The 16,360-nt window shown below is 71.3% G+C and carries 14 protein-coding genes and 1 tRNA gene; 12 read left to right on the top strand and 3 right to left on the bottom strand.

The window, feature by feature from the left end; genetic code table 11:
- Window positions 1–38 precede the first annotated feature (38 nt).
- The 6 genes from ACSJDX_RS02050 to ACSJDX_RS02025 all read left to right on the top strand — a co-directional run bounded on the left by ACSJDX_RS02050 (window position 39) and on the right by ACSJDX_RS02025 (window position 6,332).
- Window positions 39–1,211, top strand: coding sequence for a DNA polymerase III subunit delta' (locus ACSJDX_RS02050; protein ID WP_438353934.1), 1,173 nt, complete (start codon window positions 39–41; stop codon window positions 1,209–1,211).
- A 20-nt stretch (window positions 1,212–1,231) separates the two neighbouring features.
- Complete coding sequence (locus ACSJDX_RS02045) at window positions 1,232–2,788, top strand: alpha/beta hydrolase (protein WP_438355029.1); 1,557 nt, start codon at window positions 1,232–1,234, stop codon at window positions 2,786–2,788.
- Between the two features lie 91 nt (window positions 2,789–2,879).
- A tRNA-Thr gene (locus ACSJDX_RS02040) sits at window positions 2,880–2,955 on the top strand.
- Window positions 2,955–3,359 (top strand): hypothetical protein, encoded by a 405-nt coding sequence (locus tag ACSJDX_RS02035; protein WP_438353933.1) that lies wholly within the window; start codon window positions 2,955–2,957, stop codon window positions 3,357–3,359. The genes ACSJDX_RS02040 and ACSJDX_RS02035 overlap by 1 nt, the downstream gene beginning before the upstream one ends.
- Window positions 3,360–3,397: 38 nt before the next feature.
- The gene (locus ACSJDX_RS02030) at window positions 3,398–5,686 is read left to right on the top strand and encodes an MMPL family transporter (protein WP_438353932.1); all 2,289 of its coding nucleotides are present in this window, start codon (window positions 3,398–3,400) and stop codon (window positions 5,684–5,686) included.
- A gap of 61 nt (window positions 5,687–5,747) precedes the next feature.
- Window positions 5,748–6,332 carry an isochorismatase family protein gene (locus ACSJDX_RS02025; protein WP_438353931.1) on the top strand — a complete coding sequence of 195 codons (585 nt, stop codon included), beginning with the start codon at window positions 5,748–5,750 and terminating at the stop codon, window positions 6,330–6,332.
- 258 nt (window positions 6,333–6,590) lie between these two features.
- On the opposite strand, the gene ACSJDX_RS02020 is transcribed toward ACSJDX_RS02025, so the two are convergent.
- Window positions 6,591–8,141 carry an amino acid permease gene (locus ACSJDX_RS02020; RefSeq protein ID WP_438353930.1) on the bottom strand — a complete coding sequence of 517 codons (1,551 nt, stop codon included), beginning with the start codon at window positions 8,139–8,141 and terminating at the stop codon, window positions 6,591–6,593.
- A gap of 163 nt (window positions 8,142–8,304) precedes the next feature.
- Here ACSJDX_RS02020 and ACSJDX_RS02015 point away from each other — a divergent pair, with 163 nt between their 5' ends.
- From ACSJDX_RS02015 to ACSJDX_RS01990, 6 genes are all read left to right on the top strand, one after another.
- Window positions 8,305–9,660, top strand: coding sequence for a glutamine synthetase family protein (locus ACSJDX_RS02015; RefSeq protein ID WP_438353929.1), 1,356 nt, complete (start codon window positions 8,305–8,307; stop codon window positions 9,658–9,660).
- The gene (locus ACSJDX_RS02010) at window positions 9,641–10,426 is read left to right on the top strand and encodes a gamma-glutamyl-gamma-aminobutyrate hydrolase family protein (protein WP_438353928.1); all 786 of its coding nucleotides are present in this window, start codon (window positions 9,641–9,643) and stop codon (window positions 10,424–10,426) included. Before ACSJDX_RS02015 ends, ACSJDX_RS02010 begins: the two co-directional genes overlap by 20 nt.
- Entirely contained in the window at window positions 10,423–11,805 is a 1,383-nt protein-coding gene (locus ACSJDX_RS02005) for an aldehyde dehydrogenase family protein (protein ID WP_438353927.1), read from the top strand. The genes ACSJDX_RS02010 and ACSJDX_RS02005 overlap by 4 nt, the downstream gene beginning before the upstream one ends.
- Before the next feature lie 49 nt (window positions 11,806–11,854).
- Window positions 11,855–12,634, top strand: a complete 780-nt coding sequence (locus ACSJDX_RS02000; protein WP_438353926.1) for a 3-oxoacyl-ACP reductase — start codon at window positions 11,855–11,857, stop codon at window positions 12,632–12,634.
- Window positions 12,635–12,757: 123 nt separating this feature from the next.
- Window positions 12,758–13,477, top strand: coding sequence for a FadR/GntR family transcriptional regulator (locus ACSJDX_RS01995; protein ID WP_438353925.1), 720 nt, complete (start codon window positions 12,758–12,760; stop codon window positions 13,475–13,477).
- A gap of 20 nt (window positions 13,478–13,497) precedes the next feature.
- Window positions 13,498–13,899: a dehydrogenase gene (locus ACSJDX_RS01990; RefSeq protein ID WP_438353924.1), complete on the top strand. Its 402-nt coding sequence runs from the start codon at window positions 13,498–13,500 to the stop codon at window positions 13,897–13,899.
- Between the two features lie 60 nt (window positions 13,900–13,959).
- Here the strand turns inward: ACSJDX_RS01990 and radA are convergent, their stop codons facing one another.
- Together radA and ACSJDX_RS01980 are read right to left on the bottom strand one after the other, a co-directional pair.
- The gene (radA, locus tag ACSJDX_RS01985) at window positions 13,960–15,327 is read right to left on the bottom strand and encodes a DNA repair protein RadA (protein WP_438353923.1); all 1,368 of its coding nucleotides are present in this window, start codon (window positions 15,325–15,327) and stop codon (window positions 13,960–13,962) included.
- A 39-nt stretch (window positions 15,328–15,366) separates the two neighbouring features.
- Window positions 15,367–16,320, bottom strand: a complete 954-nt coding sequence (locus ACSJDX_RS01980; protein ID WP_438353922.1) for an L-lactate dehydrogenase — start codon at window positions 16,318–16,320, stop codon at window positions 15,367–15,369.
- Window positions 16,321–16,360: the final 40 nt, after the last annotated feature.

The following is a 16,360-nucleotide window of genomic DNA, read 5'->3' as shown; positions in this document are numbered from 1 at the left end:
TCGAAGCGCCGTCGGCGGCCGCGGTTAGGCTGGTGCCCATGACCGACCTCGCCGCTCCTTCGACGGAGTCGGAGGCGGCGTTCCCGTGGGGCGCCGTGTGGGGTCAGCCCGACGCGGTCGCGACGCTGCGGGCCGCGGCATCCGATCCTGCATCGCTCACCCACGCGTGGCTGATCACCGGGCCCCCCGGATCGGGTCGGTCGACCCTCGCGCACGCGTTCGCCGCGGCGCTCATCGCCGAGCCCGGGGACGAGCCCGCCATGCGCCAGGTGCTCGCCGGCACGCATCCCGACCTCACCGCGCTGCGCACCGAGGGAGTGATCATCTCCATCAAGGATGCGCGCTCCCTCGTCGAGCGCTCGTACTTCTCGCCATCGCTCGGCCGCTACCGCGTGATCGTGATGGAGGACGCCGACCGAATGGTCGAGCGCACCTCCAACGTGCTGCTGAAGGCGCTCGAAGAGCCGCCCGAGCGCACCGTGTGGGTGCTGTGCGCACCCAGCGAGGCCGATCTGCTCCCCACGATCCGTTCGCGCGTGCGCGTGCTGCGCCTGCGCGAACCCGACGTCGACGACGTGGCGCGACTCATCGCGCAGCGCACCGGGGTCGACGCGGTCACGGCCGAGCAGTCCGCGCGTCACGCCCAGCGGCACATCGGCATGGCGCAGCGACTGGCGACGGATGCCTCGGCTCGGGCGCGTCGCGACACCACGCTGCGCGGGGTGCTCAGGGTCCGTGGTGTCGGCGACGCGGTCGAGGTCGCCGCGCAGGTCGTGCAGGCCGCGACCGACGACGCGAAGGCGCTCACCGCCGAGCGCGACGAGGCGGAGCGGGCCAGCCTGCTGCGCACCATCGGCGTCGCCGAGGGCGCCGCCGTGCCGCCTGCCGTGCGCTCGCAGCTGTCGGCCCTCGAGGACGAGCAGAAGCGCCGCGCCACCCGCAGCCTCCGCGACGGCATCGATCGGGTGCTCACCGACTTCCAGTCCCTGTTCCGCGATGTCGCTCTGCTGCAGCACGGACGCGACGGCGACCTCATCAACCGTGAGCTCGACGGCGACCTGCGCGCCGTCGCGGCCGCGTGGAGTCCGCAGCGCACCATCGTCGTGCTCGACCAGATCGCCCTCACGCGCCGCAACCTGGAGCAGAACGTCGCTCCCGCCCTCGCGCTCGAGAGCATGCTCATCACCGTCGCCTCCGGAAGGACCCCGTGACCCACCGCACCCCGCACCGCATCGCTGGAGCTCCCACCCGCCGTCGGGGACGCCTGGTCGGCGCGATCGCGGTGCTGGTCGCGGCATCCGTCGCCCTCTCCGGCTGCCTCTACTCGATGATCCCCGAGTCGGCTCCGTCATCGACCGCGAGCCTCGCCCCCGACGTCACCGGCATCGACCCCGCGCTGGTGCCCTACTACGCGCAGACCCTGTCCTGGTCGCCGTGCTCGGGCGGCTTCGACTGCACGACTGTGCGTGCGCCGTTGGACTGGGCGGATCCGTCCGCCGGCGACCTGAGCCTGTCGGTCATCCGCCACCGCGCCTCCAGCGGCACCGCGAAGGGGTCCCTGCTGACCAACCCGGGTGGGCCGGGTGCGAGCGGGGTCTCCCTCATCCGCGACTCGCTGTCGTTCGCCGTGGGCGCGGCGCTGCAGCAGGACTACGACGTGATCGGCTTCGATCCGCGCGGCGTGGGGGCCTCCACCGCGGTGACGTGCCTCGATCCCACCGCGATGGACGCGTACCTGTTCGCCATCCCCCCGGGCGCACGCGGGTCGGATGCCTGGAACGCCGACCTGCAGGCGCGCGACAAGACGTTCGCTGAGGCGTGCCAGGCCAATAGCGGCGGCATCCTCGGGTACATCACGACCGATAACTCCGCCCGTGACATGGACCTCCTGCGCGGGGTGCTGGGCGACGCGAAGCTCAACTACCTGGGCTACTCGTACGGCACGTTCCTGGGCGCGACGTACGCGAAGCTGTTCCCCGAGCGCGTCGGGCGTCTGGTGCTCGACGGTGCGATCGACCCGTCGATCTCGGGACTCGATGTGGGGACGATCCAGGGGGTGGGGTTCGAGTCGGCCCTGCGCGCCTACATGGCGGACTGTCAGCAGGGCGGCTCGTGCCCGTTCCGCGGCACCGTCGACGAGGGGATGGCCGACCTCGGCACGCTGCTGGCCAGCGTCGATCGCTCGCCGCTGCCGGCCACCGACGGTCGGCGTCTGGGCGCCAACGCCCTGCTCACCTCGATCGTCTCGGCGCTGTACTCGAAGGACAGCTGGTCGTATCTGACCACGGCGCTCTCCGACGCGCTGCGCGGAAACCCCGATGTCGCCTTCCAGCTGGCCGACTTCTACTACAGCCGGTCGGGCAGTTCGTACAGCGACAACTCCACCGAGGCCTTCACCGCGTACAACTGCATGGACTATCCCGGCCCGCCGACGCAGGCGCAGCAGGATGCCGCGAACGCCCTCCTGGCAGAGAAGGCGCCCACCGTCGCCCCCTACTGGCAGGGTTCCGACACGTGCGCCGCGTGGCCGTTCCCGCCGACCGGGATCCGCGAGCCGATCTCCGCCGACGGCGCTGCCCCGATCGTCGTGATCGGCACCACCAACGATCCGGCGACACCCTACGAGTGGTCGGTGTCGCTGGCGGCGCAGCTCTCCTCGGGCGTGCTCATCACTCGCGTGGGCGAGGGGCACACCGGCTACAACAAGGGCAACGCGTGCGTCGATGCCGCCGTCGAGAGCTACTTCATCGACGGCACGGTGCCGCAGAACCGTCTGCGCTGCGGGTGACCCGGAGGTCGGCAAGGCGGCGGGCGCGTGGTTCGCGTCGGCCCTCTCGACAGGGTAATATCGTGGATCGTGCAACGCGCAAGCGCTGTACGCCGCCTTAGCTCAGTCGGCAGAGCGATTCACTCGTAATGAATAGGTCGAGAGTTCGATTCTCTCAGGTGGCTCCATGGACGCGACGGTCGACGCCATCGTCGAGATCTTCGCGTGGGCGGGCTTCGGTCTCGGCGCCGTCGTCGGCGGGATCGCTCTCGTGCTCTTCCTGCTCGACGGAACGTGGGTTCCGGTGCGCGCGGTCGTCGAGCAGGACGAGCACGACGACGGGCGCCGACTCGTGCGCTGGTTCGACGAGCAGGGCGAGGCCAACGAGGCACCGCTGCACGCCGACCAGCACCCCGGGCTGCACGAGGGGGAGATGGTCGACGTCTACGCCCGACGCGGCTGGCGCGATCGGATGCGCACCACGCCCGGGTCGCCGGCCGTGCGCGGCGCCCGCCTGCTCGCGATCGGCTTGCTCTCGCTCGGCGCCGTCTCGCTGGCCCTGTCATGGGTGCTGCTGTTCGCGCGCGGCTGAGATGGCGAAGAACTCATATCGCTAGATAAGCTAGCGATATGACGGACCGCCGGACACGCTCGACGCTGCCCTCCCACGCCGCCGCCCAGCCCACGAGGTGGCTGCGGGTCGGCATCCCGGTCCTGCTCGTGCTCATCTGGCTGATCGGCGGTTCCATCGGCGGACCGTACTTCGGCAAGGTCGACCAGGTCTCCACAAACAACCAGTCGAGTTTCCTGCCGCAGAGCGCCGACGCCACGCAGGTGAGTGAGCGCGTGCCGGGCTTCCTCGGCGACGACACCATCCCCGCGGTGATCGTGGTGACCGGCGACGGAGCGCTCACAGCCACGCAGCTGGCCGACACCCAGAAGCTCGCCGACGACGTCGCCGCCATCGGGGGAGTGACCGCCGGCGTGTCGCCGCCGATCGCCTCCGACGACGGCGCCGCCGCGCAGATCTTCGTGCCGATCGACGCGAAGGGCTCCGTGCGCACCACCGTCGGAGACGTGCGCTCGGCCGTGCAGTCGTCCCTGCCCGACGGGCTGCATGCGTGGGTGACCGGTCCGGCCGGGTTCACCGCCGACCTGTCCAAAGGGTTCCTCGGCATCGACGGACTGCTGCTGGCGGTCGCCCTCGGCGCGGTGTTCGTCATCCTGGTGATCGTCTACCGGTCCTCGTTGCTGCCCATCCTCGTGCTGATGACCTCCACGTTCGCGCTGTGCGTGGCGCTGCTGACGGTCTGGTGGCTGGCCAAAGCCGGCGTGTTCGTGCTCAACGGCCAGGTGCAGGGGATCCTCTTCATCCTCGTGATCGGCGCGGCCACCGACTACGCGCTGCTGTACGTCGCCCGCTTCCGCGAGGCGGTCGGCGAGGGACGGCGGCGATGGGATGCCACGACCCGGGCCTGGCGCGGAGCATTCGAGCCGATCGTCGCCTCCGGGGGAACGGTGATCGCGGGTCTGCTGTGCCTGCTGCTGTCCGACCTCGCCACGAACCGCGCGCTCGGTCCGATCGCATCGATCGGCATCGCGTTCGCGGTCCTGTCGGCTCTCACGTTCCTGCCCGCGCTGCTCGCGCTCGTCGGCAGGGCGGCGTTCTGGCCGTTCGTGCCGAAGCACGGCGTCGACGGCATCCCCGATGACCTCACCCAGCCGGTGAAGGGGCTGTGGCCGCGGCAGGCGCGGTTCGTCGCCCGTCACGCGCGCGTGGTGTGGATCGTCTGCACCGTGGTGCTGCTCGCGGCATCCGCGGGTCTTCTTCAGCTGAAGGCCGACGGCGTGCCCTCGTCCGACCTCGTGCTGGGGGCGTCGGAGGCGCGCGACGGGCAGCAGGTGCTCGCCGAGCACTTCCCCGCCGGCTCCGGCAGCCCGGCGTACGTCATCGTGCCGCAGGACCGGGTCGCCGATGCGGTGGGGGTGCTCGACGGGGCGTCCGGCATCCAGGCGGTGGCGGCGGCATCCGCCGACTCGCCCACCGGGCAGGCCACCGTCACCGTCTCGGGCGGAGTCCCTGTCTACGCCGCCGTCGGACCGCCCGGCACGCCGGCGCCCGCGCCGACCGTGTCGCAGGGCGACGTGCTGCTGATCGCGACGCTGACGGATGCCGCCGACTCCGTCGCCGCCGAAGACACCGTGCGTCAGCTGCGGGTGTCTCTCGACGATGCGCTCGGCAGCGGCACGGCCCTCGTGGGCGGGGTGACGGCGATCGACATCGACTCGAACGACACCTCGATCCGCGACCGCTCGGTGATCATCCCCGTGGTGCTGGGCGTGATCCTGCTGATCCTCATGCTCCTGCTGCGCTCGATCCTGGCGCCGGTGCTGCTCGTCGCGAGCGTCATCCTGTCCTTCGGCGCCGCCTTGGGGGTGAGCGGCCTCGTCTTCGACCACCTGCTGGGCTTCCCCGGGGCCGACCCCGCGGTGCCGCTGTACGGGTTCGTCTTCCTCGTCGCGCTCGGGGTGGACTACAACATCTTCCTGATGTCGCGCGTGCGCGAGGAATCCCTCGTGCACGGCACGCGGCCGGGGCTGCTGCGCGGCCTCGTCGCGACGGGCGGGGTGATCACGTCGGCGGGTCTCGTGCTGGCGGCCACGTTCGCGGCGCTCGGGGTGATCCCGATCCTGTTCCTCGCCCAGATCGCGTTCATCGTCGCGTTCGGCGTGCTGCTGGACACCTTCCTGGTGCGGTCGTTGCTCGTGCCCGCGGCCGCCTACGACATCGGGCGGGCGATCTGGTGGCCGTCGAAGCTGTGGCGGCACGGGCCCGAGACGGCGGTCCGGGCGCCGGAACACGACTCAGCCGGCTCGCCGCGCACGCGCCGCGAGCTTCGCGACCGGACGCGGGAGTGACCCGATGGCGTGACGAACCCGGCTGAGCCGTGTCCGGCGCACCCGGCGTACGCTCGGTGACATGACCCGGGCGCTGTTCATCGTCGACGTGCAGAACGACTTCACCGAGCACGGTGCGCTGGGGGTGGAGGGCGGGGATGCCGTCGCCGCCCGCATCTCGCAGTATCTCGCCGCGCACGCCTCGGACTACGAGATCGTGGTCGCCTCGCGCGACTGGCACCACGGGGACGACGACAACGGCGGGCACTTCTCCGACGATCCCGACTTCGTTGACACGTGGCCCGTGCACTGCGTGGGCGGCACGCCCGGCGCCGACTACGACGAGGTGTTCGACACTTCGCGCGTCACGCACCACCTGAAGAAGGGGCAGGGCAAGCCCGCCTACTCGCTCTTCGAGGGCGTCTCCGACGACGGGCGCACGGCGACGCAGCTGCTCGAGGAGCACGGCATCCTCGACATCGACGTGGTCGGGATCGCCACCGACTACTGCGTGCGCGCCTCGGCGCTGGATGCGATCGCGGCCGGCCGCCATGTGCGGGTGCTCACCGACCTCGTCACGGGAGTGCACCCCGATTCCAGTGCCGCGGCACTCGCCGAGATCGCGCATGCCGGTGCGCAGCTGAGGCGATCGGATGCCGCGGGCTGAGCCGCGATCCGGCGGCGGGAACCGGTCGCGCGCATCCGCCATACTGAGCGCGTGCGTTTCCGACCTCTCGCCCTCGGTGCCCTGGGCCCTCTCGAGTCGGCCGCCGCGCAGCGGCGTATTCGAGAGGGCCCTGCGCTTTTCCCCGACACCGGCCGCGACGGCATCCGACGAGCGGCGGCGCGGGCAGGCATCCCGCACACGCCGCGAGACCCCACGGCCGACGGCCGTGAGGTCTTGCGAGGACGATGGATGCGCGGCTCAGGGCTTCTCGCCGAAGACCTCTTTCTCCATCGCGTCGTAGCCTTCGGTCTGCGGGTCGCCGTGCTCGCCGCCCGACAGGGCGTACTCCTCCTCGGGCGAGAGCACGAGGCGGTGCCGGAAGAACAGCGCGAAGCCGAGCAGGATCACGACGTACACGATCACGATCGCGATGATCGCCGGCCCGAACGTCGGGTTCAGGAGGAAGCCGACGAAGATGAGCGCCGAGATCGCGGCGGCGATCACCGCGCCGGGGATGCCCCAGCGGCTCCGGTACGGGCGGTTCGCGTTCGGGAACTTCCGGCGCAGGATGATGAACGAGACCATCTGCAGCAGGTAGGCGAGCACCGCACCCCACACCGCGATGTTGAGCACGATCGCTCCCGCGAGGGAGCCGGCACCCTCGTTGACCGCCGCCAGGACGTCGAGCACGACGAGCGCGACGAAGCCGATGACGGCGCCGACCACGAGCGCGACCCACGGCGTCTGGCGCTTGCCGGTGAGCGAGAGGAACTGCGGGTAGTACCCGGCTCGGGACAGCGAGTACATGTTGCGTCCGTAGGCGAACATGATGCCCTGCAGCGACGCCAGCAGCCCGATGAGGGCGAACAGCGCGAGCACGGCGGCCGCCTGGTCGCCGACCATCGCGCGGAAGCCGTTCAGCAGGGGCTCGCCCTGGTCGGCCGCGCCCGTCGCGTCGGCGCCCAGGAGCGCGGTGTTGAAGAAGAGCACCAGAAGGCCCGTGACGATGAGCGTCCCGCGAGCCCAGAAGCCCGCCTTCGGGATGTCGCGCACCGGGTCGTGGGACTCCTCCGCCGCCAGCGGCAGCTCCTCGATGCCGAGGAAGAACCACATCGCGAACGGCAGGGCGAACAGAATGGGAAGCACGCCGTGCGGCAGGAACGAGTTCCAGCCCGGGTCGGGCGCGATGTTCCACAGCGAGCCCCAGTCGGTCGCCGGGGAGAAGATCGCCATCACCGTGAAGACGAGCAGGATGCCGATCGAGATCACCGAGACCACGATCGCGAAGCGGAACGAGATGCTCGCTCCCGCCGAGTTCAGCGCGATGAACACGACGTAGAGGATGATGTACAGCAGCCAGCCGGGCAGGGTGAACCCGAGCAGGGGCTCGAGGATGCCGTTGACGTAGCTGGCCGAGAAGTAGACGATCACCGCCGTCGTCGCCACGTACTCGATGGTCTCGGCGGCGCCGGTGACCAGACCGCCCCACGGACCCATCGCCGAGCGGGCGAAGGAGTACGCGCCGCCGGTGTGCGGCATGGCGGCGGCCATCTCGCCGATCGAGAAGATCATGCCGTAGTACATGACGACGAGGATCGCGAAGGCGATCAGCATGCCGCCGAAGCCTGCGAAGCCGATGCCGAAGTTCCACCCGGAGAAGTCGCCGGAGATGACGGCGGCGACGGCGAGGCCCCACAGGCCCCACACGCCGGCGGACCGCTTCAGCGTCCGCTTCTCGAAGTAGCCCTGTCCAGCGCGGGTATAGGTCGCGCCGGCGACCTTCCTCGCGTCACTGCTCGATTGAGACATCCGTCCTCCGGAGGGTTCGGGTGATGCGCACGGCCGCGCGTTGGCCCCGATTGTGTCGCCTATTGGTACTTGGTGTCTACCTTTGGATGTAAGTTCCTGGTTACATGTGATCGCACCGGACGCGCGCGCCGACGCTCGCGACGGGCCGACGAGAGGAAGACGGATGCCGGGGAATCTCAGCGTGGCCGAACTCGAGGCCGATATCGCATCGGGCGCGATCGACACCGTCATCGTGGCGTTCGCCGACGCGCAGGGCCGGCTCGTGGGCAAGCGCGTCGCGGGCCGCTTCTTCCGCGAGGAGGTGCTCGGCCACGGCGCGGAGGCCTGCAACTACCTGCTGTCTGTCGACGTCGACATGAACACCGTCGACGGCTATGCGATGTCCAGCTGGGAGACCGGGTACGGCGACATGGTGCTCACGCCCGACATCGCCACGCTCCGTCGCCTGCCGTGGCTGCCCGCCACCGCGCTGGTGATGGCCGACCTCGGCTGGGTGAACGGCGACCGCGTCGTGCAGGCGCCGCGCGACATCCTGAACCGTCAGCGCGAGCGCCTCGCCGAGCGCGGTCTCGTGGGGTACGCCGGCACCGAGCTCGAGTTCATCGTCTTCGACGACACGTATCGGGATGCCTGGGCCAAGGGCTACACGGGCCTCACCCCGTCGACGGACTACAACGTCGACTACAACCTCCTCGCCTCCACGCGCATGGAGCCGCTGCTGCGCGACATCCGCAACGGCATGGAGGGCGCCGGCCTGTACTGCGAGGGCGTGAAAGGCGAGTGCAACTTCGGTCAGCAGGAGATCGCGTTCCGCTTCGCCGAGGCGCTGGAGACCGCCGACCAGCACGCGATCTACAAGAACGGCGCGAAGGAGATCGCCGACCAGCACGGCAAGGCGCTCACCTTCATGGCCAAGTTCAACGAGCGCGAAGGCAACAGCTGCCACATCCACCTGTCGGTGCGCGGCGACGACGGCGCCGCGGTCATGGCCGGCGAGGGCGCCCACGGGTTCAGCCCGCTCATGGAGCACTGGATCGCCGGGATCCTCGCCACGCTGCGCGAGTTCACGCTGCTCTACGCGCCGAACATCAACTCCTACAAGCGCTACGCCAAGGGCTCGTTCGCGCCCACGGGGATCGCGTGGGGCATCGACAACCGCACGTGCGCGCTGCGGGTCGTCGGACACGGGGGCTCGCTGCGCGTGGAGAACCGCGTGCCCGGCGGCGACGTGAACCCCTACCTCGCGATCGCCGCCATCATCGCCGGCGGGCTGCACGGCGTCGAGAACGAGCTTCCGCTCCCCGAGCCGCTCACCGGCAACGCGTACGAGGCGGGCGTCGACGTGCTGCCCACGACGCTGCGCGAAGCGGCGCGCCTGTTCAGCGAGTCGACGATCGCTCGGGCGGCCTTCGGCGACGACATGGTCGACCACTACCTCAACCAGGCGCGCATCGAGGTCGAGGCCTACGATGCGGCCGTGACCGACTGGGAGCGCGTGCGTGGCTTCGAACGACTCTGATCCTCAGCCGACCCGACGGCCGGTGATCGGACTGACCACCTACCTCGAGCAGGCGAAGCAGGGAGTGTGGGACGTGCGGGCGGCGTTCCTGCCGCAGCAGTACTTCGACTCGGTCACCGCCTCCGGCGGCGTGGCGGTGCTGCTGCCCCCGCAGCCGGGAGGGGTGGATGCCGCATCCGCCGTCCTCGACGGGCTCGACGGGCTCATCCTGACCGGCGGGCTCGACGTGCAGCCCGAGCTGTACGGCGCCGAGCGCGACCCGCGCACCGACCCGGCGCGCCCCGACCGCGACGCGTGGGAGCTCGACCTCTACCGCGGGGCGGAGGAGCGCCGGATGCCGGTGCTCGCGATCTGCCGCGGACTGCAGCTCGTCAACGTCGCGCGCGGCGGCACGCTGCACCAGCACCTTCCCGAGGCGCTGGGCACCGAGCGCTACCGCGTCGGCGGCGGCGTCTTCGCGACCAACACCGTCGAGGTGGCATCCGACTCCCGCCTGGCCGGGATGCTCGGCGACGGGCCGTTCGACGTGCACAGCTACCACCATCAGGGCATCGATCGGCTCGGCGACGGGCTCGTGGCCGTGGCGGACGCGGGCGATGGACTCGTGCAGGCGTTCGAGTCGGCCGAGGGCGAGGCCTACCTCGTCGGAGTGCAGTGGCATCCCGAGGAGAACGCCGAGGACAAGCGGCTCTTCGCGGGGCTCGTGGGCGAGGCGGCGCGCTACGGCGCCGCCCGTCCCGTCGCGCGCACGGCGGTGCACGCGTGACCCTTCGACAGGCTCCGGCGCCGACCTTCACGCTGATCGATCCGTCCACGGGTGCGGCGTTCCGCGACGTGCCGCGCGCGACGGTGGAGGAGGTGGATGCCGCGGTCGCCACGGCGCTGGTCGCACAGCGGTCGTGGGCTGCCCTGCCCCCGCTCGCCCGTGCCGACGCGCTCCGCGCCTTCGCCCGCGCCGTCGAGGGGGCGGTCGAGGAGCTCGCGCAGCTCGAGGTGCGCAACTCGGGGCATCCCATCGGGTCCGCCCGGTGGGAGGCGGCGCACGTCGCCCAGGTGCTGAACTTCTACGCCGGTGCGCCCGAGCGGCTCTCGGGGCAGCAGATCCCCGTGGCCGGGGGGCTCGACGTGACGTTCCACGAGCCGTACGGCGTCGTGGGGATCATCGTGCCCTGGAACTTCCCGATGACGATCGCCTCGTGGGGCTTCGCCCCGGCGCTCGCCGCCGGCAACGCGGTCGTGCTCAAGCCCGCCGAGCTCACGCCGCTCACCGCGGTGCGCCTGGGCGAGCTCGCGCTCGAGGCGGGCCTTCCGGCGGGGCTTTTCACCGTCGTCACCGGGCAGGGCTCGGTGGTCGGCGAGCGGTTCGTCACGCACCCCGACGTGCGCAAGGTCGTCTTCACCGGCTCCACCTCGGTGGGCGTGGATGTCGCGGCCGGCTGCGCGCGCGGACTCAAGCCCGTCACGCTCGAACTCGGCGGCAAGAGCGCGAACATCGTCTTCGCCGATGCCGACCTCGGGAAGGCGGCGGCCGCCGCGCCCGGTGCGGTGTTCGACAACGCCGGACAGGACTGCTGCGCGCGCAGCCGCATCCTCGTGGAGCGCTCCGTGTACGACCGGTTCCTCGAACTGCTCGAGCCCGCCGTGACCGGGTGGCGCGTCGGCGACCCGCGCAACGACGACACCGACATGGGGCCTCTTATCTCGGCATCCCACCGCTCGACCGTCGAGGGGTTCCTCGACGGGGCGTCGGTGGCCTTCCGGGGGTCCGCCCCCGAGGGCGACGGGTTCTGGTTCGCCCCGACCGTCGTGCTCGCGCAGCCCGGCGACCGCATCGCGCAGGAGGAGGTCTTCGGCCCCATCGTCGCGGTGCTGCCGTTCGACGACGAGGCCGATGCGATCCGCCTCGCCAACGACACGATCTACGGTCTCGCCGGGTCGCTCTGGACCGAGAACCTCGGCCGCGCGATGCGGGTCTCGCGGGCGGTGCGCAGCGGCGTGCTGTCGGTGAACTCGCACTCCTCGGTGCGCTATTGGACGCCGTTCGGCGGCATGAAGGCGTCCGGGCTCGGCCGCGAGCTCGGCCCCGACGCGGCGGAGCACTTCACCGAGACCAAGAACGTCTTCTTCGCGACGGACCCGTCGTGAGCGCCGCCACCTCGACCCCCACCACCTCGATCTCCAGGGAGCTCCACCGATGACCATCGACCTCACCGCGCGCCTCAAGGATCGGGTCGCGATCATCACCGGCGGCGCCTCCGGCATCGGACTCGCCACGGCCCGGCGCTTTGCGGCGGAGGGCGCGAAGGTCGTGATCGCGGACCTCGACCCCGCCACCGGAGAGGCCGCGGCGGCCGAGGTGGGCGGCGTGTACCGGCACGTGAACGTCGCCGACGAGGCATCCGTCAACGCCCTCTTCGACGGTGTCGCCGGGGAGTTCGGCCGACTCGACATCGCGTTCAACAACGCCGGGATCTCGCCGGCCGACGACGATTCGATCGAGACGACGGAGCTGCCCGCGTGGGACCGCGTGCAGGATGTGAACCTCAAGAGCGTGTACCTGTGCTCGCGCGCCGCGCTGCGTCACATGGTGCCGGCCGGCAGAGGCTCGATCATCAACACCGCCTCGTTCGTGGCGCTGCTGGGGTCGGCGACCTCGCAGATCAGCTACACCGCGTCGAAGGGCGGCGTGCTGGCGATGACCCGCGAGCTCGGCGTGCAGTTCGCCCGGCAGGGCGTGCGCGTCAATGCGCTGTGCCCGGGCCCGGTGAACACCCCGCTGCTGCAGGAGCTGTTCGCGAAGGACCCGGAGCGCGCGCAGCGCCGGCTCGTGCACGTGCCGATGGGCCGCTTCGCCGAGCCCGAGGAGCTCGCCGCAGCGGTCGCCTTCCTCGCCTCCGACGACTCGTCGTTCATCACCGCCTCGCAGTTCGTCGTCGACGGCGGCATCACCAACGCCTACGTCACCCCGCTCTGAGCTCGACATGATCCACAATTCAGGCAGGTCGGGTGCCGGAGCCTCCCGTGCGGACTATCGACGGGGGTTCTGCCTGAACTGCGAACCGCGGAAGTCGGGCGGGCGGATGCCGGAGGCCGGTCCATGACCGCCGAGCCGCCGCTCGTCGAGGTGCAGCGGGCCGTCTACCGCCCCGTGCGGGAGGGGAACGCGCTCGAGGACACCGTGGCCCGGCTGGTGCAGACCGTGCGCCTCGGGGTCGTGGCTCCGGGGGAGTCGCTGCCGCCGGAGCGGGAGCTCGCGACGCGGTTCGCCGTGAGCCGTGACACCGTGCGCGAGGCCATCCGCGAGCTCGCCGACGCCGGCTACCTCGTGCGCCGCCGCGGACGGTACGGCGGCACGTTCGTCGCCGATCCGCTGCCCCCGCCGCCCGCTCCCGGGTTCGTCGCGCCCGCCGAGATCGACGATGTGCTGGGCATCCGCCGCGTGCTCGAGGCCGGCGCGGCCAGAGCTGCCGCCGCGCGCACCTTCACCGCCGACGAGCGGGAGGCGCTGTGGGCGCGGCACGAGGCGACGCGCACCGCGACCGAGACCGACTACCGCCGCGCCGACACGCTGCTGCACCTCGCGATCGCCGAGGCGGCGGGCATCCCGTCGCTCGTGCCGCTCATCGCCGAGAACCGGGCGAAGGTCAACTCGTGGCTCGACACCTTCCCGCTGCTGCCCCGCAACATCGAGCACTCCAACGCGCAGCACGAGCAGATCGTCTCGGCGATCCTGGCCGGACGGACGGACGCCGCGGAGGCGGGGGTGCTCGCGCACCTCGCGGGCTCCGAGGCCCTGATGCGCGGATTCCTCGTCTGAGCCGCGATTACGCTGGACGGATGGCTCCCGGCAAGAAGAGCGGCAAGAAGCTCGAGTTCCGCAACACGGCGCTGAGCGACGCCCTGCAGACGCAGGACATGGCCGCCGTCGCGTTCGCGCTGCGGCACGGTCCGACGGTGGTGCCCCTGATGAAGCCGGGTCCACGCGACAACCCTCTCGACGCCGGCGAGGTGTGGACCTTCCGCGACCCGCAGACGGGGGATGTCGCGCTGCTCCTGTTCAGCGACGCCGCCCACAAGCCCGAGACGCTGCCGCCCGCCGTGGGACTGCAGAGCCCGGCGTGGCTGCGGGCGTTCCTGTCGGCGCACGGAGAGACGATCACGACCGTGTTCTTCGACCTCGCCGGACCCCATCCGCTGCAGGCCTCGCCTGCCGACCTGCTGGCTGCGCTCGACGCCTGACCCGGGCGCCGGACACGAGCGACGGACGCGAGCGACTGACGCTGGCGCCGGAGCTCGGCGTCAGAACCGGGGGACGTCGTCGCCGGGACGAGCCCGCGCGCGGGCCTTCACGTCGTTGAGCGCGCTCGACAGCTTCTTCGACCGGTCGTCGATCACCTCGGTGTAGCCGAGGCGCGCCGCCTCGCTGCGCCGCTGGGCGGTCTGGGTGACGGGACGGATCTCGCCGGCGAGGCTCAGCTCGCCGATCGCCGCCAGATGCGTCGGCGTCGACTCGTTGCGCACCGCCCCCGCCACGGCGATCGCGATCGCGAGGTCGGCTGCGGGCTCGACGAACCGCACCCCGCCGACCGTGGAGACGTACACGTCCTGGTCGCTCGTCTTGATCCCGGCCTTCTTCTCCAGCACGGCGAGCACCATCGCCACCCGCGCCGCGTCGACGCCGTTGACGATCCGTCGCGGATTGGGGGAGGTCGACGAGATCGTGAGGGCCTGGACCTCGACCGGCAGCGCGCGGCGCCCTTCGAGGGCGATCGCGACGCACGTGCCCGGCTCGGCGCTTCCCGAGCCGAGGAAGAGCCGGCTGGGGTCGGGGACCTCGGCGATGCCGGCGCCGGTCATGTCGAAGCAGCCGACCTCGTCGGTGGCGCCGAAGCGGTTCTTCAGCGCTCGCACGAAGCGCAGTGACGTCTGCCGGTCGCCCTCGAAGTGGCACACCACATCGACGAGGTGCTCGAGGATGCGCGGACCGGCGATCAATCCGTCTTTCGTGACGTGCCCGACGATGATGACGGGCAGGTCGCGCTCCTTCGCGACGCGGATGAGAGTGGATGCCACCTCCCGCACCTGGCTCGGATGCCCCGCCATGCCTTCGGACAGCGACGATGACACGGTCTGCACGGAGTCGACGATGAGCAGCTCGGGCCGCACCTGGTCGATGTTGCCGAGGATCGTGGCGAGGTCGGTCTCGGCGGCGAGGTAGAGCTCGTCGTGGAGGGCTCCGGTGCGCTCGGCACGCAGCCGCACCTGCCCGATCGACTCCTCGGCGCTGGCGTAGAGCACGCGTTTGCCGACGCGCGCGCTCGCCGCCGCCACCTCGAGGAGCAGGGTCGACTTGCCGACCCCGGGCTCGCCCGACAGGAGGATCGCCGCTCCCGGCACGATGCCGCCGCCGAGCACGCGGTCGAACTCGCCGACGCCGGTGCTACGGCGCGGGGTGTCGCGGCTGTCGACGGCGGTGATGGGCCGCGCCGCGCGGTCGGCCGACGGCGCGGTGGCCGCGATCGTGCGCACGATGCCGGTCTGCTCGGCGGCCTCGACGACCGTTCCCCACTGCTGGCACTCGCCGCAGCGCCCGACCCATTTCAGCGTCGTCCACCCGCATTCGGTGCACCGGTAGGGCGCGGGTGCGGTGGTGCGTCGGGTGGCCATGGTGTCAGGGTAGCCGCGACGCCCGACATGCCCTCCCGCTCAGCCGCGCAGCGAGTCCGCGACCGTGCGCAGCGCGTCGGCCGAGCGGCGCAGCAGCATCAGCTCGTCGTCGGAGTACGGCGTCTCGTGGATCGGCACCGCGCCGGCGGCGCTCACGACCGACGGCACCGACAGGGCGACCCCGTCGATCCCGTGATAGTCCGACAGCACCGTCGAGACGGGCATGACGGCGTGCTCGTCGCCGAGGATCGCCTCGACGATGCGCGCCGACGACAGCCCGATCGCGTAGTTCGTGGCGCCCTTGCCCTGGATCACCTTGTAGGCGGCATCCCGCACGTCCACGGCGATCCCGTCGAGCTCGTCGGAGGTCATCCGCGGCCGCCCGCCCGCCTCCCACTCCAGGATCGGGACGGTGCCGATGGTCGCAGTCGACCACAGCGGGAACTCGGTGTCGCCGTGCTCGCCGACGATGTAGGCGTGCACGCTCGAGGTCGACACCCCGGCGCGCTGCGCGAGCTTCCACCGCAGCCGCGACGTGTCGAGCACCGTGCCCGAGGCGAAGATCCGCTCGGGCGGCAGCCCGGTCGCCTCCTGCGCGAGCACCGTGAGCACGTCGCACGGGTTCGTCACGATGACGTAGATCGCGTTCGGCGCGGCCTCCAGCAGCTGCGGCATCATGCGACTGACGATCGAGGCGTTCACCCCCGCCAGCTCGATGCGGGTCTGCCCGGGGTTCTGCTTCGCGCCCGCCGTGATCACGACGACGTGCGAGCCCTCGACCACCGACAGGTCGCTGCCGCCGATGATGTCGCTGGTCCCGGTGAACTGGGTGCCGTGCGCGAGGTCGAGCACCTCGGCCTCGACCTTCTCGGTCGCGATGTCGTACAGCGCGACGTGCCGCGCCGATCCGCGGATCAGGGCGGCGTACGCGGTGCTCGCGCCCACGCTCCCGGCACCGACGACGGTCAGCTTCGAGTTCTCGATGACGCTCATGCGCCCCAGTCTGACAGCGGACGGATGCCGCGGGCCAGGC

It is taken from the genome of Microbacterium fluminis (assembly GCF_051549805.1).
Lineage (GTDB): Bacteria > Actinomycetota > Actinomycetes > Actinomycetales > Microbacteriaceae > Microbacterium.
The sequence above is the reverse complement of the archived record's forward strand: the minus strand, read 5'-3'. Positions and strand labels throughout refer to the sequence as shown.